At 40.5% G+C, this 22,763-nt stretch carries 24 protein-coding genes; 23 read left to right on the top strand and 1 reads right to left on the bottom strand.

What is annotated here, in order from left to right; all coding sequences use genetic code 11:
* The first annotated feature begins 26 nt into the window (after positions 1 to 26).
* From sat to HNQ41_RS02270, 23 genes are all read left to right on the top strand, one after another.
* Positions 27 to 1,166 (top strand): sulfate adenylyltransferase, encoded by a 1,140-nt coding sequence (gene sat, locus HNQ41_RS02380; RefSeq protein WP_184662829.1) that lies wholly within the window; start codon positions 27 to 29, stop codon positions 1,164 to 1,166.
* A complete protein-coding gene (cysC, locus tag HNQ41_RS02375) occupies positions 1,163 to 1,774 on the top strand; it encodes an adenylyl-sulfate kinase (protein WP_343043313.1) in 612 nt (203 codons plus the stop codon). The genes sat and cysC overlap by 4 nt, the downstream gene beginning before the upstream one ends.
* Positions 1,775 to 1,823: 49 nt before the next feature.
* Complete coding sequence (locus tag HNQ41_RS02370; protein ID WP_184662828.1) at positions 1,824 to 3,446, top strand: nitrite/sulfite reductase; 1,623 nt, start codon at positions 1,824 to 1,826, stop codon at positions 3,444 to 3,446.
* 34 nt (positions 3,447 to 3,480) lie between these two features.
* Positions 3,481 to 3,684 carry a DUF3906 family protein gene (locus HNQ41_RS02365; protein WP_184662827.1) on the top strand — a complete coding sequence of 68 codons (204 nt, stop codon included), beginning with the start codon at positions 3,481 to 3,483 and terminating at the stop codon, positions 3,682 to 3,684.
* A 61-nt stretch (positions 3,685 to 3,745) separates the two neighbouring features.
* The gene (gene cobA / locus HNQ41_RS02360) at positions 3,746 to 4,549 is read left to right on the top strand and encodes a uroporphyrinogen-III C-methyltransferase (protein ID WP_184662826.1); all 804 of its coding nucleotides are present in this window, start codon (positions 3,746 to 3,748) and stop codon (positions 4,547 to 4,549) included.
* Positions 4,542 to 5,303 (top strand): sirohydrochlorin chelatase, encoded by a 762-nt coding sequence (locus tag HNQ41_RS02355; protein WP_184662825.1) that lies wholly within the window; start codon positions 4,542 to 4,544, stop codon positions 5,301 to 5,303. Before cobA ends, HNQ41_RS02355 begins: the two co-directional genes overlap by 8 nt.
* 101 nt (positions 5,304 to 5,404) lie before the next feature.
* Positions 5,405 to 6,355, top strand: a complete 951-nt coding sequence (cysK, locus tag HNQ41_RS02350) for a cysteine synthase A (protein ID WP_184662824.1) — start codon at positions 5,405 to 5,407, stop codon at positions 6,353 to 6,355.
* Between the two features lie 466 nt (positions 6,356 to 6,821).
* Positions 6,822 to 7,721, top strand: coding sequence for a glycine betaine ABC transporter substrate-binding protein (locus HNQ41_RS02345; protein ID WP_184662823.1), 900 nt, complete (start codon positions 6,822 to 6,824; stop codon positions 7,719 to 7,721).
* Positions 7,722 to 8,177: 456 nt separating this feature from the next.
* Positions 8,178 to 8,729 carry a TetR/AcrR family transcriptional regulator gene (locus HNQ41_RS02340; protein ID WP_184662822.1) on the top strand — a complete coding sequence of 184 codons (552 nt, stop codon included), beginning with the start codon at positions 8,178 to 8,180 and terminating at the stop codon, positions 8,727 to 8,729.
* A complete protein-coding gene (locus HNQ41_RS02335) occupies positions 8,726 to 9,607 on the top strand; it encodes a beta-keto acid cleavage family enzyme (protein ID WP_184662821.1) in 882 nt (293 codons plus the stop codon). Before HNQ41_RS02340 ends, HNQ41_RS02335 begins: the two co-directional genes overlap by 4 nt.
* A 14-nt stretch (positions 9,608 to 9,621) precedes the next feature.
* Positions 9,622 to 10,593 (top strand): L-carnitine dehydrogenase, encoded by a 972-nt coding sequence (locus tag HNQ41_RS02330; protein ID WP_184662820.1) that lies wholly within the window; start codon positions 9,622 to 9,624, stop codon positions 10,591 to 10,593.
* A 46-nt stretch (positions 10,594 to 10,639) separates the two neighbouring features.
* A complete protein-coding gene (locus HNQ41_RS02325; protein ID WP_343043312.1) occupies positions 10,640 to 11,113 on the top strand; it encodes a thioesterase family protein in 474 nt (157 codons plus the stop codon).
* Between the two features lie 45 nt (positions 11,114 to 11,158).
* Positions 11,159 to 12,370, top strand: coding sequence for a quaternary amine ABC transporter ATP-binding protein (locus tag HNQ41_RS02320; protein ID WP_184662818.1), 1,212 nt, complete (start codon positions 11,159 to 11,161; stop codon positions 12,368 to 12,370).
* On the top strand, positions 12,367 to 13,197 hold the full coding sequence (locus HNQ41_RS02315) for an ABC transporter permease (RefSeq protein ID WP_184662817.1): 831 nt from the start codon (positions 12,367 to 12,369) through the stop codon (positions 13,195 to 13,197). The genes HNQ41_RS02320 and HNQ41_RS02315 overlap by 4 nt, the downstream gene beginning before the upstream one ends.
* Before the next feature lie 26 nt (positions 13,198 to 13,223).
* On the top strand, positions 13,224 to 14,111 hold the full coding sequence (locus HNQ41_RS02310; RefSeq protein ID WP_184662816.1) for a glycine betaine ABC transporter substrate-binding protein: 888 nt from the start codon (positions 13,224 to 13,226) through the stop codon (positions 14,109 to 14,111).
* 441 nt (positions 14,112 to 14,552) lie between these two features.
* Positions 14,553 to 15,104, top strand: a complete 552-nt coding sequence (locus HNQ41_RS02305) for a TetR/AcrR family transcriptional regulator (protein WP_184662815.1) — start codon at positions 14,553 to 14,555, stop codon at positions 15,102 to 15,104.
* A gap of 59 nt (positions 15,105 to 15,163) precedes the next feature.
* Positions 15,164 to 16,369 (top strand): quaternary amine ABC transporter ATP-binding protein, encoded by a 1,206-nt coding sequence (locus tag HNQ41_RS02300; RefSeq protein WP_184662814.1) that lies wholly within the window; start codon positions 15,164 to 15,166, stop codon positions 16,367 to 16,369.
* Positions 16,366 to 17,196 (top strand): ABC transporter permease, encoded by an 831-nt coding sequence (locus HNQ41_RS02295; protein ID WP_184662813.1) that lies wholly within the window; start codon positions 16,366 to 16,368, stop codon positions 17,194 to 17,196. The genes HNQ41_RS02300 and HNQ41_RS02295 overlap by 4 nt, the downstream gene beginning before the upstream one ends.
* 26 nt (positions 17,197 to 17,222) lie before the next feature.
* Complete coding sequence (locus tag HNQ41_RS02290) at positions 17,223 to 18,110, top strand: glycine betaine ABC transporter substrate-binding protein (RefSeq protein ID WP_184662812.1); 888 nt, start codon at positions 17,223 to 17,225, stop codon at positions 18,108 to 18,110.
* Positions 18,111 to 18,244: 134 nt separating this feature from the next.
* Complete coding sequence (locus HNQ41_RS02285; protein WP_184662811.1) at positions 18,245 to 19,132, top strand: glycine betaine ABC transporter substrate-binding protein; 888 nt, start codon at positions 18,245 to 18,247, stop codon at positions 19,130 to 19,132.
* Between the two features lie 451 nt (positions 19,133 to 19,583).
* Entirely contained in the window at positions 19,584 to 20,360 is a 777-nt protein-coding gene (locus HNQ41_RS02280; protein ID WP_184662810.1) for a transporter substrate-binding domain-containing protein, read from the top strand.
* A 31-nt stretch (positions 20,361 to 20,391) separates the two neighbouring features.
* Positions 20,392 to 21,057, top strand: coding sequence for an amino acid ABC transporter permease (locus tag HNQ41_RS02275; RefSeq protein WP_184662809.1), 666 nt, complete (start codon positions 20,392 to 20,394; stop codon positions 21,055 to 21,057).
* A complete protein-coding gene (locus HNQ41_RS02270) occupies positions 21,050 to 21,772 on the top strand; it encodes an ATP-binding cassette domain-containing protein (RefSeq protein WP_184662808.1) in 723 nt (240 codons plus the stop codon). The genes HNQ41_RS02275 and HNQ41_RS02270 overlap by 8 nt, the downstream gene beginning before the upstream one ends.
* A gap of 41 nt (positions 21,773 to 21,813) precedes the next feature.
* Here the strand turns inward: HNQ41_RS02270 and HNQ41_RS02265 are convergent, their stop codons facing one another.
* Positions 21,814 to 22,728: a DMT family transporter gene (locus HNQ41_RS02265; RefSeq protein WP_246421461.1), complete on the bottom strand. Its 915-nt coding sequence runs from the start codon at positions 22,726 to 22,728 to the stop codon at positions 21,814 to 21,816.
* Between the last annotated feature and the right edge of the window lie 35 nt (positions 22,729 to 22,763).

The raw sequence follows: 22,763 nt of genomic DNA, 5'->3' as shown, positions 1-22,763 counted from the left end.
TCAAAAAACTTAAAGGAGTGAAGATTATGAAACTAGGTCAACCACACGGAGGAGAATTAATCAATCGAATAGATGAAAGTGTAGATACCACATCGCTTAAACAAACCGTAGAACTTGATACGATTGCTTTGTCGGATTTGGAATTGATTGCAAATGGAGCATATAGTCCGCTAACTGGGTTTCTTGGTTCGAAAGATTACGATCGCGTCGTTTCCGATCTTAGATTAGCTGATGGAACAGTGTGGAGTATTCCGGTCACATTACCAGTATCACAGGAAACAGCAGCTTCTTTAACGGTGGGGGAACGAGTCCGTTTAGATTATCAAGGTTCAACATACGGTGTGATCGAGCTTGAAGAAATCTATGAACCAGATAAACAACATGAGGCGCAAAATGTTTATCAAACGACAGAAGAAAAACACCCAGGGGTGAAAAACTTATACAACCGTGGTGCTGTTTACTTAGCAGGGCCAATTACTTTAGTGAAAGTACCAGAAAAGACACGTTTTGAATTGTTTTATTTGTCACCAGAAGAGACGCGCCGAACATTTGCAGATAAAGATTGGAAGACAGTTGTCGGCTTTCAAACCAGAAATCCCGTCCACCGCGCTCATGAATACATCCAAAAGTCCGCTTTAGAAAGTGTAGACGGATTGTTTTTTAATCCGCTCGTCGGTGAAACGAAAAGTGATGACATTCCAGCTGACGTACGAATGGAAAGTTATCAAGTGCTTCTTAAAAATTATTATCCAGAGGACCACGTATTTTTAGCGGTTTTTCCTGCCTCGATGAGATATGCAGGGCCTCGTGAGGCGATTTTCCATGCACTCGTTCGAAAAAATTACGGTTGCACGCATTTTATCGTCGGGCGTGACCATGCAGGTGTCGGTGATTATTATGGAACATACGATGCACAACGGATTTTTGATCGCTTTACTGAAGAGGAACTTGGTATTCGTCCGCTATTCTTTGAACATAGTTTCTTTTGCAAAAAGTGTGACAGTATGGCATCAACGAAAACGTGCCCGCATGGAAAAGAAGACCACGTTCACTTATCTGGCACCCAAGTTAGAAAAATGCTAAGTAATGGTGAAGCGCCTTCTGCACAGTTTAGTCGACCAGAAGTGGCGGAAGTATTGATTCGTGGAATGAAGGTGAGCGTGTGACTCAACAAAAACAAAAGTCGACAAATGTTTATTGGCATGAGGCATCGATTCAAAAGGAAGACCGACAGAACTTAAATGAACACCGAAGTGGGGTTTTATGGTTTACAGGGTTGTCAGGGTCAGGGAAGTCGACCCTTGCGACCGCAGTTGAAAAAGCTTTACATAAGCGCGCAGTCAGAACTTATGTACTCGATGGCGATAATGTGAGGCATGGATTAAATGGAGACTTAGGGTTTTCCCCTGAGGATCGAACGGAAAATATTCGTCGGATTGGGGAAGTAGCAAAGCTGTTTGTCGATTCAGGTGTGCTTGTATTAAGTGCGTTTATTTCACCTTATCGTGAAGATCGCAAGCAAGTTGAAGACTTACTGCAAGCAGATGAATGGTATGAAATCTATGTAAAATGTTCACTCGATGAATGTGAAAAGCGTGATCCGAAAGGGTTATACAAAAAAGCGCGCAGTGGAGAAATTAGTCGTTTTACAGGTGTTAGCGCTCCGTATGAAGAGCCGGAAAACCCTCAGCTAACGGTTGAAACAGATCGTTATTTTATAGAAGAATGTGTTGATCAAATATTAGATCATTTGCGAAGTGAAGCAATGATTTAGATCAAATGATCTCGTCGATTCAAAATACTAAGCTCAAGGAGGAAACGGCGTGGCTTATACAAAGCATTGGGCAAATCAAGAAAAATTGAGCAAAGAAGAAAAGGCAAAACTTGAGAAAGATGGACTCGACATCCTCGATGATATCCCTTATTACGCGCGTAACGGTTTCGACTCAATTCCGAAAGAAGAGTGGTCATTTTTCAAATGGGCTGGGCTTTATTTACAAAAGCCAAAAGAAGATGGCTACTTCATGATGAGGGTCAATATCCCGAGTGGGGTCATGACGAACGAGCAACTCAAGACGTTAGCGGGAATTGCCAAAGATTACGGTCGTGATGTACTCGATATTACAACACGTCAAGCTGTTCAATTTCACTGGCTTCAGATTGAACAAATTCCTGATATTTTTGATCGATTAGAGAAGGTAGGTTTGTCTTCAGTCGGAGCTTGTGGAGATATTATGAGGACGATTGTCGGAAATCCATTGGCAGGAATTGACCCGAATGAATTGCTAGATACGCGTGAGATCGTCAATGACGTCTATCACTATTTTCAAAGAAATCGAGATTTTTCAAACTTACCGCGTAAATATAAAATTTCTATTTCTGCAAACGTAGATAATGCGCAAAACGCAGAAATTAACTGTCTATCATTTGTTCCTGCAGTAAAAGTGATCGATGGAAAAGAAGTTTCAGGATTCCACGTATATGTTGGTGGAGGTTTGGCTGCAAAACCTCATCTAGCAAAGCCGCTGAATGTTTTTGTCCGACCAGAACAAGTTAAGGACGTGACAATCGCGGTGACGACGATTTTCCGTGATTATGGTTATCGTGAAAAACGAACACGAGCGCGTCTGAAGTTTTTAATGGCAGACTGGGGACCTGAAAAATTTACTGAAAAATTGTCTGAGTATATCGAGCTTCCAGAAAAAGGAGAAGAACGCCTGACAGGGTGGAATGCTGGTTATTTCTACGGTGTGCACGAACAAAAACAAGAAGGGCTTCGTTATGTTGGTGTTAATGTACCGGTAGGGCGTTTGCATACAGAAGAACTTTATGAGTTGGTGCGGATTTCTGATCAGTACGGAAATGGTGAAGTAAGAACGAGTAATTCACAAAACATTGTGATCCCAAACATTCCTGAAGATCAAGTAGAAGCAATGTTAAATGAAAAGTTGTTTGAACACTTGCTTCCGGAACCGAAGTCCTTCATGGGGTATGCAGTGTCTTGTACAGGGATTGAATATTGTAATTTAGCTCTTGTTGAAACGAAGGAACGTATGAAGAATGTTGCAGATCATTTAGATGAGGCGTTATCATTAGAAGTTCCGATTCGCCTTCATATGGTAGGGTGTCCAAATGCTTGTGGGCAAAGGCAAATTGCCGATATTGGATTACAAGGGATAAAAATGAAAAATAAAGATAAAAAAATGGTTGAGGCGTTTGAAATATATGTTGGTGGAACGTTATCGGAATCAGCTCAGTTTAACGAAAAGTTAAAAGGGAAAATCGAAGCTGGTCAGTTAGACGGTGTTCTCGTTCAATTTTTACAAGTATTTAAGCAGGAAAAATACCGCGGGGAAACCTTCCATTCATATTATCAAAGAGTAGGGTTGCCTCATTTACAAGAAACGCTTGATGAAATTTTAGCAAACAACGTGGCGGTCAATTAAGATCATTGTTCCATGGAAAGTGAGGAGAGAGGACATGGCGCTTTATCGTTTCAATGCCGTACTTGATGAGGAAAAGTCTGTTCATATCGTGGTCAGTGCTGAAGCTGAGTCTGAAGCATTTCATTTGGCTGAAAAGGAAATTGAAAGATCGTTTTTAAAAATGCCTGAAATTCATGAAATCATGTTATTAGAAAAAAAGTTGTCTACAAAAGGTGGCTTCGTTTTGCAGGAAATCTAAGGTTAGAGGGAGAAAAAGAAAAACACATCGCGACAACAAGGGAAGAGAGAGGAGCATAGCGATGAAACAAAAAAGCGGCAAAGTATTTTTTGTTGGTGCAGGTCCAGGAGACCCACGACTGATCACGGTAAAAGGGGCAGATGTCTTAAAAGGCGCAGATGTGATTATCTATGACAGACTCGTTAATGATGAGTTGTTACGCTATGCCAAGGACGGAGCAGAATTGATTTATTGTGGGAAAGATCCAAATGCCCCTTCTATTTCTCAAGAAGAGATACATCATCTTTTTATCTCACAAGCGCAAAAAGGTAAAGTCGTTGTACGTCTAAAAGGTGGTGATCCAGCGGTTTTTGGTCGTGTAGGTGAAGAAGCAACGTCTTGTATAGATTACGATATCCCCTATGAAATCGTCCCTGGAGTGACTGCTGGGGTAGCGGCACCTGCCTATGCCGGAATACCTCTTACTCATCGGGATCTAGGTTCATCCTTTGCTGTTGTGACAGGGCAACAAAGAAGTGATGGAAAAAAATCATCCGTTCAATGGGAAAAGTTAGCGACAAGTGTTGATACGCTCGTTTTCTATATGGGAATGAAAAATATCTCCTACATTCAAGAACAACTGATTAAGCACGGGCGTTCACTTACAACACCAGTGGCCGTCATTCAATGGGGAACTTATCAAAAACAAGAAACGATCGTTGCACCTCTCCATGAAATTACAACCCGTGTGGAAGAAGCGGGTTTTGCTTCTCCATCGATTATTGTTGTTGGTGATGTTGTCAATCTTCATGAAAGTTTGTCGTGGTTTGAAAATAATCCAGGTGTTGGAAAAGAAGCAGAAAGGGTTCAGGTTGTATATGCATAATAAAGAAAGCGATCAGCATATTGGCGTATTGGTGATCGCGCACGGTTCAAAAAACAAACAATGGGTGCAACGAATTAAAGATGCGGTCTCAAAAGTAGAGGCGGATTGTCCGTTAACGGTGGCATATTTAGAATTCGTCGAAGGGGAAACCATTGCAGATGGTGTGCGTTGGTTAGAGCGTCAATCAGTACAAAAAATCATTGTGATTCCGCTTTTTGTATGTTCCGGTAGCTCTCATCTTGAGGAAATTCAGTATGCTTTAGGAATAAAATCTGACTTATCCTCCCCGACAGATATAGAACGAATTGATACTCATGCAGAAATCATTTGGCGACCGGCAATGGATGATCATCCATTGATTGTTGAGATTATCAAAAAGCGCGTTCAACAGTTATCGACTGATCCAGAAAATGAAGTGTTGTTACTTGTTGCTCATGGAAGCAAAGAACGTCGCTTAGCAAGCATATGGGAACGTAAGATTGAGAGTATTGAACAAACGTTAAATGAATCGATGCCTTTTTCAAAAGTGTCTCACGCGATGCTTTTACCAGATCGAGACATGTTAAATGAAAAAGCGCAAGCGGTAGAAAATCGCAAACGTTTGATTGTCATCCCGTTGTTTTTAAGTGAAGGGTATTTCACCTTAAACGTGATTCCAAAACAAATGGAAGGATTGGCGTATGCGTGGGATGGGAAGACCTATTTACCTCATGATCTTGTCAGTCGTTGGATCGAAAGTCAGATTCAAGTTTGACAAACTGTAAACAAGTTCGTTTGAAAAACGTACTGACGTAATGTTTTCTGACTTTTAGATAGATAAAACAAATTTATTACAATAAAAGGAGTGTTTTCTTTATGACAGATGTACTACAGGGGCCAAAAATTGCAAAAAACTTAACGGAACTCATTGGTCGAACGCCTCTTTTACGTTTGAATGCAATTAGTGATGAAACAGGTGCAGAAGTGCTTGGTAAGTTGGAGTACTTTAATCCGCATGGAAGTGTAAAGGATCGAATTGGTAATGCGATGATTGAAGCAGCAGAAACGCAAGGACTCATTACAAAGGATACGGTCATTATCGAACCGACAAGTGGAAATACAGGTATCGCTTTAGCATTTGTTTGCGCAGCCAAAGGGTACACACTTAAGCTTGTGATGCCAGATACGATGAGCATTGAGCGTCGCCAGTTATTAAAGGCACTAGGTGCAGATTTAGTACTGACAGAAGGACCAAAGGGCATGAAAGGTGCTATTGCTAAAGCGAATGAACTTGCAGAAGAGACACCGAATTCCTTTGTACCGCAACAGTTTAATAACCCTGCTAACCCAGAAATTCATACGAAAACGACAGCAGAAGAAATCTGGGCAGATACAGAAGGTGAAGTGGATATTCTCGTAAGTGGTATCGGTACAGGTGGGACAATTACAGGTGTGTCCGAAGTGATTAAAGAGAGAAAACCGGCATTTAAAGCCGTAGCAGTTGAACCTAAAGATTCTCCTGTATTAAGTGGAGGTCAAGGTGGACCGCATAAAATTCAAGGAATCGGTGCTGGTTTTGTACCAGAGGTGTTAAATACGGATGCTTTTGATGAAGTGGTCACGATTGCGAATGAAGAGGCGTTTGATGCATCTCGAGCGGTTGGAAAAAGCGAAGGACTCTTAGTTGGAATTTCTGCAGGTGCTGTCATCCGTGCTGCGCAGGATATTGCTAAGCGAGAAGAAAACAAAGGAAAAACGATCGTTGTCATCCTTCCTGATCATGGTGAACGTTATTTATCAACGCCTTTGTTTAAAGAGGAAGAATAATAGATCTTCAAATCGTTCATCAAAATGTGGTGAAACTTATGTAGAAGAAGTCGCTTTGCAGTGGAATTAAAGTATTATTTTAGGTAAAAAAATTGAAAAGTTCATAGAATCATAGAAGTTGCAGGGTTCACCGATTAGTGGTGGCTCTGCATTTTTTATTTAAAGGATCAAATGAAACGGAATCAATTGAATGAATTTCATAATAGGTGATGAAAAGATCATTTCGAACATGGATTGTGATTTTCACTGCAGGCGGACGCTTTCCCAAGGGTTATGAAATTGGTTCAATTATGAAAAAAATGTCCTCATTATTCAAAAAAGCGCAAAAAAGCTTAAAAATAAATCTAGCAATAAACGAGCTCTTTTTCCCTACCATTATAACGTTGATATAGGTCCGTTTGATCGTTTCGTAAAAAGGAAATCAATGACATAATATTGTCGTGAATTTTAGGAGGAGTGAGAAAAATTGAATTTGATTGCATTGAAGCAAAGGACGAAAACTGTACTGTCATTAACAGCTTTAACAGGTGTAGTAATGTTAAGTGCTTGTGGTGCAGAGGAAGGTAGCGGTGAGGAAGGAACAAGTGATTCTGAAGAAAAACCGACGATCACTTTAGGAGAGGTCCCTTATGACCAAGCATTGCCGCTATTAGCGATTATTGAGTCGATCGCAGAAGAACTCGGCTATCCGACAGAAATCATGGAAGGTGATGTCGGCGTCATGTATACAGGGATAGCTCGTGGGGATGTTGACGTTTATGCAGATATGTGGTTACCAACCCTCCACGCAAGTTACTTAGATCAATATGAAGATTCGATCGAACTTCTCGGTACCTTGTATGAAAATGCTGATACAGGTTGGGCAGTGCCTGAATACATGGAGGATATTAATAGTATCGAAGATTTAAAAGGTAACGAAGACATGTTTGATTATGAAGTTGTTGGGATTGAACCGGGTGCTGGAATGATGCCTGTGTCCGAAGAAGTGATTGAGGAGTATGATTTAGACTTAGAATTGGTTTCAGCAAGTACAGAAGCGATGCTTGCAGAAGTTAGTCGTCTGACCGCAAATGAAGAGCCGGTTGTTTTCCTTGCTTGGCGTCCACACTCGATGTTCCAACTTTTCGATATTAAAATGTTAGATGATCCTAATGACATCTGGGAAAAAGATGATGTTGTAACAGGTGTTGGTGCGGATTTTGAAGAGAAAGCTCCAGACCTTCACGGGTTCCTTGAAGATTTTGAAATAAGTATTGAAGACGTTGAAGAAATGATGGTAAGTATGGAAGATGAGGAATTAGACGATTTAGCGGATGAATGGATTGAAGACAATCGTGAAGATGTTGATGAATGGCTAGAATCGTAAACGACGATTTCAGGAACAAATAAATAGAATAAATCTACTAAAACGAGTCTTTTGATTTAAGGCTCGTTTTTTTATGCCTTAATAAATGTAAAATAAAGTATTTTTATTGAATTTACTTACAAACCATTTGAGTTATTCATTCTGGGAATCGATAAAAAATAGTGTTTTATATGTGTAAAAATTTATTAACAAACCTCTGTAAAAAAAGTGTTAAATGTCGGAAAAGGGATAAAATTCCACCCGTTTCATCGTTGTTGGCTCGGGAAGAATGTCGAAACAAACCTGTGTGTAAAAAAATTTTAACGCGTCATGACGGTTTTCGTCGAATTGTCAGAAAATTTAATTGGAGGTTCATTTGCTCAAAAAGCTATGCTACATTCATAAATGTCAAACAAACAGTCCAGACGGTACAGTTAAAAATTGCTGAGGTTCCATTTGCAAGAAGGGGGGTTCTGTTTGAAAAAGAGATCCCGGGAAACTGACATTTTGGAAGCTGCTTCCCGAATTGTACAACATAAAGGTGTCTTTTCTTTGACACTTGAAGCAACAGCGAAGGAAGCTGGCATTAGTAAAGGTGGTCTTCTTTACCACTTCCCAACAAAAGAAGTGCTCGTTGAAGGAATGGTTGATCATTTAATTGATTCATATAAAAAAGGTATTACTGAACTGATGGAACAAGATGAGATGGAAACAGGGAAATGGACGCGTTCGATCATTAAAGAAACGTATAGTCAAACTTATGATAACGAAGATATGAACGCGGGATTATTAGCTGCATTGGCGATGAATCCTGAATTGCTCAATAATGTGCGGAATCGATATAAAGAGTGGCAAGAGCAACTCGATATTGATGGCATTGATACGACGAAAGCGACAATACTTCGCTTAGCCATCGACGGCCTTTGGTTAACCGAATTATTAGGACTTGTTTCTTTAGAAGAGAAAACACGACGAGAAGTTCGAGAAGCATTAATTGAACAAACGAAATATGAGGAGGGCTATTTATGAGAAAGAAACTTGTATTAACCGCAGCGGTAACAGGAGCTGGAGATACCCATAAAAAGAACCCAAACGTACCTGTTACACCGAAAGAAATTGCAGAATCTGCGATCGCATCAGCGAAGGCAGGGGCATCGGTTGCCCATATTCACGCACGGGACCCGAAAACTGGAGGGATCACGCACGATGTTGAGATTTACCGTGAAATCGTAGAAAGAATTCGTGAAGCAGACACCGATGTTGTCATTAACATTACATCAGGTGGCGGTGGAGATTTCGTCCCATCGAAACAAACACCATCTGCTGGCGGTGAAGGAACGGATATTCAAACAGCCGAAGAGCGCCACCGACCTGTCGGAGAACTTCTACCAGAAATGTGCACGTTAGATTGTGGGAGCTTAAACTTTGCAGATCAAATTTATATGAGTCCGACAGAGTGGCTTCGTGAACAAGCAAAGCTTGTACAGCAAAGTGGTGTAAAACCTGAATTAGAATGTTTTGATACAGGCCATATTCGTTTTGCGAAACAACTGATCGATGAAGGACTTGTCGATATGGATCCGATCTTTCAGTTTTGCCTAGGGATTCCTTGGGGAGCAGAAGCAGATGCAGAGACGATGGTTTATATGCAAAATCGTCTACCAGAAAACGCGCATTGGTCGGCATTTGGAATCGGGCGTCAACAATTACCAATCGCAGCGCAGTCGGCTTTAATGGGCGGAAATGTCCGCGTTGGTTTAGAAGATAATATTTACTTGAAGAAAGGTGTCCCAGCTACAAACGAGCAACTTGTTGACAAAATGGTCGGAATATTGGCAATACAAGGGCAAGAACCAATGACACCTCAAGAAACGAGAAACTATTTAGGGCTTAGAGGCTCCAACTAAAGGGGAGGAACATCATGACAAAAACAAATAACAAACAAATCGCAGTCGTCGGCACAGGCGTAATTGGTGTTGGCTGGATCGTTCGCTTTTTAGCACATGGGTATGACGTTGTTGCAACCGACCCAGCAGAAGGAGCAGAACAAAAGTTAAGAGAAGGCGTAGCGCATGCTTGGCCTTACATGGAACGAATGGGACTAGCAGAAGGAGCTTCTCAAGACCGTCTACGTTTTGAAGCGGACCTAAAGGAAGCTGTACGAGATGCGGTATTTGTGCAAGAAAATGTACCAGAGCGTGAAGGTTTAAAACGACAAGTTCTTGCAGACATTGATGCAAGTACAGACCGAGAAACGGTGATTGCGTCAAGCACATCAGGCATTACACCAAGTACTTTGCAACAAGATTGTGCGCATCCTGAGCGAATCATTGTTGGTCACCCATTCAATCCTGTTTATCTATTACCACTTGTCGAAATTGTCGGTGGTGAGCACACGAGTCAGGAAATGATTGATAAAGCAAGTGACATTTACAAAGCGATTGCAATGAAGCCTCTTGTGATCCAGAAGGAAGTAGAAGGACATGTTGCGGACCGTTTGATGGAAGCTTTATGGCGTGAAGCGCTTCACATCGTTAATGACGGGGTGGCTACAACAGAAGAAGTCGATGCGGCGATCACGTATGGTGCAGGTTTGCGCTGGGCACAAATGGGGCCTTTCTTAACATTCCATCTCGCTGGTGGAGACGAAGGGATGAAACACATGCTCAAACAGTTCGGACCAGCCTTGAAGCTTCCTTGGACAAAGCTCGAAGCACCTGAGCTGACTGATGAACTGAAAGATAAAGTGATTGAAGGAACTGAACAAAGTGCAGGAAATAAACCAGTTCAGGAATTAGAAAAGCAACGTAATGAGTTTTTAGTTCGTTTGCTTGATCTTGTTGAAGAATATTGGCCTGAACCACAAACGATTTTACAAAATGAGCAAAAATAACCTCTCATTCAATTTGAGGCAAACATGATAAGGGAGGAATGAGATGATGAATGTTCAAAATGAAGCGATCTTAACAAAACGAGTCCATTCAGGGTGGGTCGACTATAACGGACACATGAACGACGCGGCTTATGCCCAAGTTTTCAGTCATGCTGTGGATGCATTGATGGATACGGTCGGTTTGGATGAAGCGGGAAGGTCGCACTTTCAATATACAATTTTCACGCTAGAAACGCACCTTTGCTACTTGAAGGAAGTTCATTTAGACGATTCGGTTCAAGTTGATCTCCGTATTTTAGATTATGACGCAAAAAGGTTACACGTCTTTTTTGAAATGAAAGATAGCCATGGCGACCTCGTTGCAACGAGTGAACAAATGTTGTTGGGAATGGATACAAATGAACAGCGTCCGAGTTCCTTTCCTGAACAAGTAGAAAGTAAAGTGAAAATATTTTTTGAACAGCGTAATGATGAAGAAAAACCAAAACAAGTAGGGCGAACGATTGGTATACGTCGCTAATGATTCAACAACTAGATAATGAAGACATTCAAAGGAGAATGATTCATGAACAATAAAATTGAAGTCGAACATTTGACGAAAATCTTCGGTTCAAAACCAGAAGAAGGGCTAAAACAGCTGGAAGAAGGCAAATCGAAAGACGAGATTCTTGAAAACACTGGCATGACTGTTGGTGTAAAAGAGGCTTCGTTTTCAGTAAAAGAAGGTGAAATCTTTGTCATTATGGGACTGTCTGGAAGTGGGAAATCAACGTTAATTCGCTTAGTGAACCGTTTGATTGATCCGACTGCAGGCCGTGTCATGATTGACGGAGAGGACCTTACAACGATGGATAATCAAACACTTCTTGAAACAAGGCGTGCGAAACTGGGCATGGTGTTTCAAAAGTTTGGATTGTTTCCGTTTCGTACAATTCTTAACAATGTGGAATACGGCTTGGAAATTCAAGGGGTTCCAAAAGAGGAGCGCGAACAAGAAGCGCGTAAAGCAATCGATGATGTCGGTCTAAAAGGGTATGAAAAGCAATATCCGAGTCAGTTGAGTGGTGGGATGCAACAACGTGTTGGTCTTGCGCGTGCGTTAGCTAACGATACAGATATTTTGTTAATGGATGAAGCATTCAGCGCATTGGACCCGCTTATTCGTCAAGAAATGCAAGATGAACTCATCGATTTACAGGAGAAATTGAATAAGACTGTTCTCTTTATCACACATGACTTGGATGAAGCTTTGAAACTAGGAGATCGAATTGCGATTATGAAAGATGGAGAGATTGTACAAGTCGGCACAGCAGAAGAGATTTTGGACAATCCGGCAAACGATTATGTTTCCAGCTTCGTAAAAGATGTCGATCGCTCGAAAGTGCTAGAAGCTTCGAACGTGATGAAAATACCAGAGGTAACGGCATCCTTTAGAGATGGACCACGTATGGCGATTCGAAAAATGAAAGAATCGAATATGTCGAGCATTTTCGTAACGGGTAAAAACAAACATTTAATGGGACTACTCACGATTGATGATGCTATTCATGTTCATCAAAACAACGAATCAATGGAAACTGTATTAAAAAATGATTTTCCAAGAACGGCACCAGATACACAGCTTAAAGATTTAATAGCAGTAGCTAGTGATGCAAAGTATCCGATCACGGTCGTTGAAGATGGAAAACTACTAGGATTGATATCACGTGCTTCGATCTTGTCAGGGTTAGTCTTTGGTCAAGAACAAGAAACGGAGCATGAGGAGGTTCATGCATGAGTGACTTTTATTTTCCGTTAGAAGAATGGACCAATTCATTTGTTAATGAATGGTTATTACCCACTATGGGAGATTTCTTTGATCAAGTTAGTGATATATTAGGTTTGTTTGTCGATGGTGTGACAGATGGACTGATCTTTATTCCAACAATTATTTTAACGCTCATCGTAGCGGGATTATCACTATGGCTATCAGGTAAAGGATTGGCGGTTTTTACGATTATTGGCGCGATTTATCTCGTATCCGTTGACCTGTGGCCAGAAGCGATGCAAACGATGGCGATTGTCATTGTTGCGACACTCCTTTCAATTATTATAGGTGTACCTATTGGAATATTAAGTTCTAAAAATGAAACGATCTATAAAATCGTCCGCCCGGTCTTAGACTTTATGCAGACGTTACCTAGTTTTGTATATTTAATCCCAGCGATTCTATTATTCGGACTCGGTGGTGTACCGGCTGTTATGTCAACATTCATTTTTGCGACACCACCAGCTGTTCGTATGACAAACTTAGGGATTCGTCAAGTGCCTGAAGACATGGTAGAAGCATCGAGGGCATTTGGGTCAACACCTTGGCAATTGTTATTTAAAGTAGAACTACCGATGGCCCTGCAAACGATTATGGCAGGAATTAATCAAACGATCATGCTGGCATTATCGATGGCAGTTATCGCATCAATGATCGGCGCACCAGGTCTTGGGTCGGTCGTATTATCAGGGATTTCCAACGTGAATGTCGGTTTAGGATTAACAGGTGGACTAGGAATTGTTGTTCTAGCCATTATTGTAGACCGCCTAACGCAAGGAATTGGAGAGAAACTATAAAACTCATAATAAGGAGATTTGTTGAAATGAATAAAAAAATGTTAGGTTTAAGTGTATTTGCAACATTAAGTGTAGGTGTACTTGCAGCTTGTGGAGGAGAAGCAGAAACGAGTGAAGGAAATCCGAGCGAAGAAGAAGGCGTAAGTGGAACGATTGAATTTGGTGTTACACCTTGGACAAGTACGGTTCCTCCAACAGAGGTAGCAGGTCTTATTTTAGAAGAAATGGGTTACGAAGTAGAGCAAACGCAAGCGGATGCTGGTGCTGTTTATACTGGTTTATCTCGAGGCGATTTAGATGTATATATGGATGGTTGGTTTCCTATGCATGATAACTATTTAGATGAATTTGGAGATTCTCTTGATGAAACAGCAGTAAGTTATACGGATGCGGAAACTGGTTGGACTGTGCCGACATACGTAGAAGAGATTAATCACCTTGATGACATTAAAGGGAACGAAGATCTGTTTGATGGACAAATGTTTGGCATTGAAGAAGGTGCGACTGCGACGGAAAACACACGTACTTTGATTGAAGAAGAAGAATTGGATATCGAGCAAGTTGTGTCTAGTGAAGGCGGAATGCTTTCTGAAGCAGCTCGTAAGATTCCAAACGAAGAACCGATTGTCTTTTTCGGTTGGCGTCCACACACAATGTTTAATAACTATGACTTAAAAGTGCTTGAAGGACAGGAAGAATACCATGAGCCATCTGATGTAAAAGTCATCACAAATGGTGATTTGGCTGAAGAAAAACCAGAAGCATACGCGTTTTTAAGCAATTGGAGCATGTCCATTGATGACATTGAAGCGATGATCGTGGAAATTGAGGAAGAAGGACGAGATGAACGAGAAGTTGCTCAAGACTGGATCGATGATAACCAAGACATTGTTGGTGATTGGTTGAATCAATAAATATTTATAACCGTGCAAAAAACGAGCCTAATAATAGGCTCGTTTTTTTCTTGGCTCTTTTCTACAAGATTGCCACTATTTGGAGGCGTTTTCATCAATCGTATGTTTGAAGTAAAAAGATAAAGGTATGAAACAAAGGATCGTCAATATGTTGTAAAAATTTATTAACAGCTCACTGGAATAAAACAAGAATATTCATAGATGGAATTGGTTTCCAGGTGTTTACTGACTGTTATTATAGCAATTTTTCGTAAAGGTGTGCGCTGTAAAGAATTTTTAACGTGTCATGGCAGTCTTGCGAAGTCTGTCAAAAAGTTCTTATTCATGTTCATTTGTTCGACAGATTGTGCTACATTCATGAACGTGGACGAAAACAATGCACAGTCCAGACGGTCTAATTGGATGTGAGAATAAATCCAAATATGAGGGAAGGGGTTCTGAATGACAAAGAGATCCCGAGAAACGGAGATTATAGAAGCGGCCTCCCGCATTGTTCAACAAAAAGGTGTCTTCTCCTTAACACTTGAAGCCGTTGCGAAAGAAGCTGGTGTAAGTAAAGGTGGTTTACTTTATCATTTTCCAACAAAGGAAGCACTCGTGGAAGGGATGGTTAATCATTTAATTTCTTCTTATAAAAAGGGAATTACTGAACAGATGGAACAAGACGATGTGGAAATCGGGAAATGGACACGCTCAATTATTAAAGAGACGTATCGACAAACGTATCATAATGAAGATATGAATACAGGGCTGTTGGCGGCATTGGCGATCAACCCGGCATTATTAGATACCGTTCGTGATCGCTATCAAGAGTGGCAAGAGCAGCTTGATAGCGATGGGATTGATCCAGTAAAAGCGTTGATTCTGCGATTATCTATGGATGGACTTTGGTTAACAGAGTTATTGGGACTTGTCTCATTTGATGAAAAAACTCGTGAAGAAGTCAAAGAAACTTTAGTTGAACAGACGAAATATAAGGATGGTTATCAGTGATAAAAGGCTCGCAAGTAAAGAAAACGAAAAAGATGAAGACATTCAAAGGAGAATGATTCATGGACAACAAAATTGAAGTAGAACAATTGACGAAAATCTTCGGCTCAAAACCAGAGGAAGGGATACAACAGTTAAAGGAAGGAAAGTCCAAAGACGAAATACTAGAAAACACAGGCATGACTGTCGGTGTAAAAGAAGCTTCCTTTTCAGTTAAACCAGGTGAAACCTTTGTGATTATGGGCTTATCGGGAAGTGGGAAATCAACGTTAATTCGCTTAATTAATAGATTGATCGACCCTACAGCTGGACACGTTAAGATCGATGGAGAGGATCTAACGACAATGAATACGCAAACGCTCCTTGAAACGAGACGTGAAAAGCTAGGAATGGTATTCCAAAAATTTGGATTATTCCCATTTCGGACGATTCTAAAAAATGTTGAATATGGGTTAGAGATTCAAGGTGTTGATAAAGAGAAAAGAGAAAAACAAGCACTTAAAGCGATTGAAGACGTTGGGCTTAAAGGTTACGAACAACAATTACCTAAACAATTAAGTGGAGGTATGCAACAAAGAGTTGGTCTAGCCCGTGCATTAGCTAATGATACGGATATCTTATTAATGGATGAAGCATTTAGTGCCCTTGATCCTCTCATTCGCCAAGAAATGCAAGATGAACTCATAGAATTACAAGAAAAGTTGAATAAGACTGTTTTGTTTATTACGCACGATTTAGATGAAGCATTGAAACTAGGAGATCGGATTGCAATTATGAAAGACGGAGAAATTGTCCAAATTGGAACAGCAGAAGAGATTTTAGACAATCCAGCAAACGATTATGTTTCAAGTTTCGTAAAAGACGTAGATCGCTCAAAAGTTCTTGAAGCAGAACATGTAATGAAAAAACCAGAGGTGACATCATCATTTCGTGATGGTCCGAAAATGGCTGTTAAAAAGATGGAAGAAGCGAACATGTCTAGTATTTTTGTGACAGATAAAAATAAACAACTAAAAGGCCTGCTTACAATCGATGATGCCATCTATATACACAAAAACAATGAATCTATGGAAACGGTATTGAAAAATGATTTTCCAAAGACGGCACCTAATACACCACTCAGAGATTTGATTAGCATTGCTAGTGATGCAAAGTATCCGATCACAGTGGTTAAGGACGGAGAACTATTGGGAATCATTTCGCGGGCATCGATATTGTCAGGGTTAGTATTTGGACAACAAGAGCATGCTGAGGAGGTTCATGCATGAGTGATTTTTATTTTCCGTTAGAAGAATGGACCAATTCATTTGTTAATGATTGGTTGTTACCTACTATGGGTGATTTCTTTAATCAAGTTAGTGATATTTTAGGTTGGTTCGTAGATGGCGTAACAGATGGGTTAATATCCATTCCTGTCTTTTTACTGGTTGCGATCGTTACAGCTTTAGCGTTGTGGTTATCTGGACGTGGTTTGGCGATATTTACAATTATCGGAAGTGTCTATCTCGTTTCCGTTGACCTGTGGCCAGAAGCGATGCAAACGATGGCAATTGTCATTGTCGCTACGCTCCTTTCAATTATCATTGGCGTGCCAATTGGGATTTTAAGTTCAAAAAGCGATACGATCTATCGAATTGTTCGTCCAATTTTAGATTTTATGCAAACATTACCGAGTTTCGTTTATTTAATTCCTGCGATTCTTTTATTTGGACTTGGTGGAGTACCTGCAGTCATGTCGACATTTATATTTGCGACACCACCAGCGGTTCGTATGACAAACCTCGGAATCCGTCAAGTACCCGAAGATATCGTAGAAGCATCGAGAGCATTTGGATCAACAACATGGCAGCTGTTATTTAAAGTAGAATTACCGATGGCCCTGCAAACGATTATGGCAGGAATTAACCAAACGATTATGCTCGCATTATCGATGGCAGTTATCGCATCAATGATCGGCGCACCAGGTCTTGGGTCGGTCGTATTATCAGGAATTTCCAACGTGAATGTCGGTTTAGGATTAACAGGTGGTTTAGGAATTGTTGTTCTAGCGATTATTGTAGACCGCCTAACACAAGGGCTTGGAGAAAAATTATAAAATTATGATTAAGGGGGATTTTTAAAATGAAAAAAATGAAGTTAAGTTTTAGTCTATTAGCAATGGTAAGTGTTTCTGCTTTGGCAGCTTGTGGAGGAGAAGCGGAAACGAGTGGAGAAGGTGCAAGTGGCGAAGAAGGGGTGAGTGGAACGATCGAATTTGGTGTCACACCTTGGACGAGTACGGTTCCGCCAACAGAAGTGGCAGGAATTATTTTAGAAGACATGGGTTATGAAGTTGAGCATACACAAGCGGATGTGGGTGCTGTTTTCACAGGACTATCCCGTGGTGATTTAGATGTGTTTATGGATGCTTGGTTCCCGATGCACGGGAACTATATAGATGAGTTTGGAGACGATCTTGATGAAGTGGCAATTAGTTATACTGATGCTGAGTCAGGTTGGACAGTACCAACGTATGTAGAAGATGTCAACGATATTGAGGACATCCATGGTAATGAAGATCTCTTCGATGGAGAAATGTACGGCATTGAAGAAGGGGCTTCGGGAACAGAAATTTCATATGAGTTGATCGAAGGAGAAGGGTTCGATATGGAGCAAATTGTCTCTAGTGAAGGTGGGATGCTTTCAGAAGCCGCACGAAAGATTCCAAACGAAGAACCAATTGTATTTTACGGTTGGCGCCCACACTCTAAGTTTAACAATTATGATTTAAAAGTTCTTGAAGGCCAAGAAGAATACTTTGAGCCATCAGATGTTAAAGTTATCGCAAACGATAATCTCGCAGAAGAAAAGCCAGAAGCTTATGAGTTTTTGAGTAACTGGTACATTCCTCTTGAAGATGTAGAAGCAATGATTGTCGAAATTGAAGATGAAGATCGAGATGCTCGTGAAGTGGCTCAAGATTGGATCGATGAAAACGAAGATATCGTTAATGAATGGCTTGAACAGTAAAAATAGAACTTTGCTTAGTTTTTTTACAGTAGTATAACCATTAATCAAACAGTCTACTTGAAGTGAAAAGATAGAGGTCAAAGTTGTTTTCGATGTCGGTTTATCACTGAAAAAATTATAAAGGAGAGTATGATATGAAGAAATTCACATTAAGTGCATTTGCAGTTTTCAGTGTAGGTGTTGGTGCAGCTTGTGGCGGAGAGGCAGAAACGACAAGTGGAGACAGTGAGACTAACGGTGGAGAAGAAGTAAGCGGAACGATTGAATTTGGTGTCGCACCTTGGACAAGTACAGTTCCACCCACTGAAGTAGCAGCTGTTGTTTTAGAGGATATGGGTTATGAAACTGAACAAACAGAAGCCGACGTAGGTGCTGTCTATACAGGTCTTTCCCGTGGTGACCTCGACGTGTTTATGGACGCTTGGTTCCCAATGCACAACAGTTATATGGATGAGTACTCTGATACAATTGAAGAAACAGCATTAAGTTATACCGATGCTTCACAAGGTTGGACCGTTCCAACATATGTTGAGGAGATCGATTCGCTTGAAGATATTCATGGAAATGAAGATTTGTTTAATGGAGAAATGTACGGAATTGAAGAAGGTGCAGAAGTAACTGAAATTTCTCGTGACCTTATTGATGGGGAAGGATTCGACATGGAACAAGTCGTCTCCAGTGAAGGTGGCATGTTATCAGAAGTAACGCGTCATATAGCAAATGAAGAGCCAATCGTGTTTTACGGATGGCGCCCACATTCAATGTTTAATAATTTCGACTTGAAAGTGCTTGAAGATCAAGCGGAATACTTTGAAATTGCAGACGTTAAGGTCGTTTCCAATAAAGATTTCGCTGAGGAAAAGCCAGAAGCTTATGAGTTTTTAAGTAATTGGTATATGCCGCTTGAAGATGTAGAAGCGATGATTGTAGAAATCGAGAATGAAGACCGTGACCCACGTGAAGTTGCAGAAGAATGGGTTGATGAAAACGAAGGTATCGTTAATGAATGGCTTGGTCAATAATGAAATTTGCCTGCTTCGACTGTCAATTGGCAGTTGGAGCAGGTTTTTTCAATGAACGGATGATGAAGCAATACAACTTGTCTGGTCATTGAAGGAGAATAACATAAGCGAGAAAGATAAAGTGTATCGCCTTTTTTATACGTAAAAATGTATGGTGTATACATGGGTGGTTTAATAAACATTGTTAAGTAGAAGTTTTATTTAACGATGTGATGATTAAATTTTTAAAATTAAGATGGATAATTACACTGGTGTAATGGGGTTGAGTAATTTTTAATGAAAGTGTGCTCAATCTCTTTTTTTGTGATTGAAAAATCGCCAAAAATATTTAAAAAAAACAAAATAAGTATCAATATACTTGTCAATTTATAATGAGCATGCTAAAATGCAATGCATAAGAATTAATATGAATGTATATTAATAAAAATACAAAAATCAGGGGGAGAAACGAATGAAAGGAAAAACAATTTTACTTACAGCATTACTTGGAGGAACGGTAGCTACATTAGCCGCATGTGGAGATGATGAAAATACATTAGTGATGGGGACATCAGCAGATTACCCACCATTTCAATACATTGAAACAGCAGAAAGTGACGAAATTATTGGCTTTGATATTGATTTAGCCAACGCAATAACTGAAGAGCTCGGCTATGATTTAGTAATTGAAGACATTGAATTTAATGGCTTAATCCCAGCTCTTAACGCAGATCAAGTTGACTTTGTTCAAGCAGGAATGAGACCAACGGAGGAGCGTCGTGAAAATGCCGACTTCTCGGAGATTTATTTCAAATCCCATCATACGATTATTACACATGAAGAGAGTGGCATAGAAACTGCCGATGATCTCGAAGGGAAAACGTTAGGTGTTCAACTTGGTTCGATCCAGGAAGGTCAGGCTGATGAATTAGCAGAAGAAGTGGAAGATCTTGAGGTTGAAACACGTAACCGTATCCCTGAACTCGTTCAAGAAATTCATACAGACCGTTTTGACGCTGCAATTATTGCAGACACGGTAGCAGATAACTATATTGAGGGAAGCGAAGAGCTTGTAGGGTTCTCATTACCAAACCAAGCAGAAGAAGATGGAAATGCGATCGCATTTAATAAAGACAGTGAATTAACGGAACAATTTAATGAAGTAATCATCGATATGCAAGAAAGTGGCGAACTTGATGAGTTAATTCATAAATGGTTCGATGAAAAAGAAATTGTCGAAGAAGGATAATGGGTAGTAAAAGAGAGGATTGAAAAACACCATGGGTCTCGATTTAGATTTTACGCAGTTTTTCCCTTCGATCCCCTATATTATAGATGGGATTTGGGTCACGCTGAGCATTGTTGCAGTTGCGGCATTGCTTGGGCTAAGCTTAGGAATTATATTAAGCTTATTGAAAATCGGAAACATTAAAATTCTCCGTTGGTTAGCGGATGCATATACGTCGATCTTTCGCGGTACGCCTCTCGTTTTGCAATTGATGATTGTTTACTACGGGCTACCACAGATGCTCGGCGTCGATATCCCGGCATATATGGCTGCTGTTATTGCTTTTGGATTGAATTCAAGTGCTTATGTTTCGGAGATTATCCGTGCTGGAATACAAGCAGTTGATAAAGGACAAAAAGAAGCAGCTGAAGCGCTTGGGATTTCTTATAAACCGATGATGAAAGATATCATTCTTCCTCAAGCGATGAAAAATATTTTACCTGCGTTAATGAATGAATGGATTACATTAACGAAAGAATCCGCAATTGTGACGGTCATTGGTGTAATGGATATTATGCGTCGTGCGTATGTTGTAGGCGGCGAGAAATTCGCTTTCTTCGAGCCGTTAATCATCGCAGGTGTCATCTATTACCTTATGGTGATGGTCTTAACCCTTCTTGGTAAAGCGTTGGAGAGGAGAATGAAGAGAAGTGATTAATGTAGAGAACCTCCATAAAACATTTGGCGAATTAGAAGTTTTAAAGGATATTTCAACGACGATTGATGCTGGAGAAGTCGTTACGATTGTCGGTCCATCAGGTTCAGGAAAATCAACGTTTTTACGTTGTATGAATCAATTAGAAGAGCCGACAAAAGGAAAGATTTTGGTCGATGGAGCGGACATTACGGATCCTTCTACAAATATCAATGAAGTTCGTGAAAATATCGGAATGGTGTTTCAGCACTTTCATTTATTTCCGCACTTAAGTGTGTTGAATAACTTGACGTATGCACCGATCAATGTAAAAGGCGTGGCGAAAAAAGATGCCGAAGAGCTTGCGCACAAGTTGTTGAAACAAGTTGGATTGGCGGATAAAGCCAATGAATACCCTAATCGTTTATCTGGCGGACAAAAGCAACGTGTTGCGATTGCCCGTGCGCTTGCAATGGAACCGAAGGCGATGCTTTTTGATGAGCCGACTTCAGCACTGGACCCAGAAATGGTGAAAGAAGTGTTGCAAGTCATGAAGTCACTCACTGAGACAGGGATGACGATGGCAGTTGTCACGCACGAGATGAATTTTGCCCGTGAAGTTGCAGACCGAGTGTTATTCTTAGACGAAGGGAAACTAGTGGAAGATGCACCACCGAGCGAGTTTTTCACTGCACCGAAAACAGAACGAGCGAAAGATTTTCTTGATAAAATGTTATAACTAAAAAATGCGCTAAGCCGGTCTGTGGTTTAGCGCATTTTTTACCCTGTTGACGTTTGGGTGGATTTTTCGTTTACGACTTTTGCTTCTTTTTTCGTTTCAATTGTTAGAAAGACGGATGTGATGACGAGAATCATCCCGAGCACTTGCCAGACTTCCATCGAATCTCCAAAAATGAGGACACCCACAGAAATGGCCACAACAGGTTCAATCGTTGATAAAATGGATGCACGGCTAGATTCAATCCTTGCGAGTCCATATGTATAAAAAATGTAACCTAGAACAGTAGCTATAATTGCAAGACCAATGGCTAAAAGCCAAACTTCAGGCTTGGCAAATACAGCTTGTTTTTCCCACAGTTGGCTTGTTGGTAATAAAAATAGCGCACCGAAAATCATAGAGTATGCGGTAATGGTAAGTGGGTTGTAGTACGGGCTGACAAACTTCCCGAAGATGCTGTAGAGCGCATAAAAAAATCCAGATGCGACACCTGTGATCAGCAAGCTCATCGAGATGGAAGATGTTCCAAATGGTAAAAAACCAACGACGAAGCTACAACCGACAACGGTCATGACGAGTGCGCTTAGCTTTTTAGTCGTCAACGCTTCTTGAAAGATCAATCGAGATAAGATCGTGACAAAAACAGGCCCAGTATAAAGAAGAGTAACAGCTAATGATAATGAAGCACCTTCCATGACAGTGAAGTATGCCCAATTGAAAAAGCTAATACTTATAATCCCTGTACCGATGAAAAAAGGGATGTGTTTAAGTTGGATGACGAGAAGTCGGCGACTAAAGATTAAGAGAAATAATACCGTTAAGACAGCTGAAACGAAAAGGCGAATACCGACAACTTCCCAAGGGGTAAATCCATATGAATAGAGACCTTGCACGAATATACCGATTAATCCCCAAAGTGCAGCACCTAAGATTGTTGAGAAATAAGCGAGTCTCATGGAAATTCCCCTCCTTTGATATTTAATCAGTGACA

Origin of the sequence: Texcoconibacillus texcoconensis, from assembly GCF_014202575.1 — a bacterium.
Lineage (GTDB): Bacteria > Bacillota > Bacilli > Bacillales > Salisediminibacteriaceae > Texcoconibacillus > Texcoconibacillus texcoconensis.
This window is presented reverse-complemented; position numbering and strand designations above follow the sequence as displayed.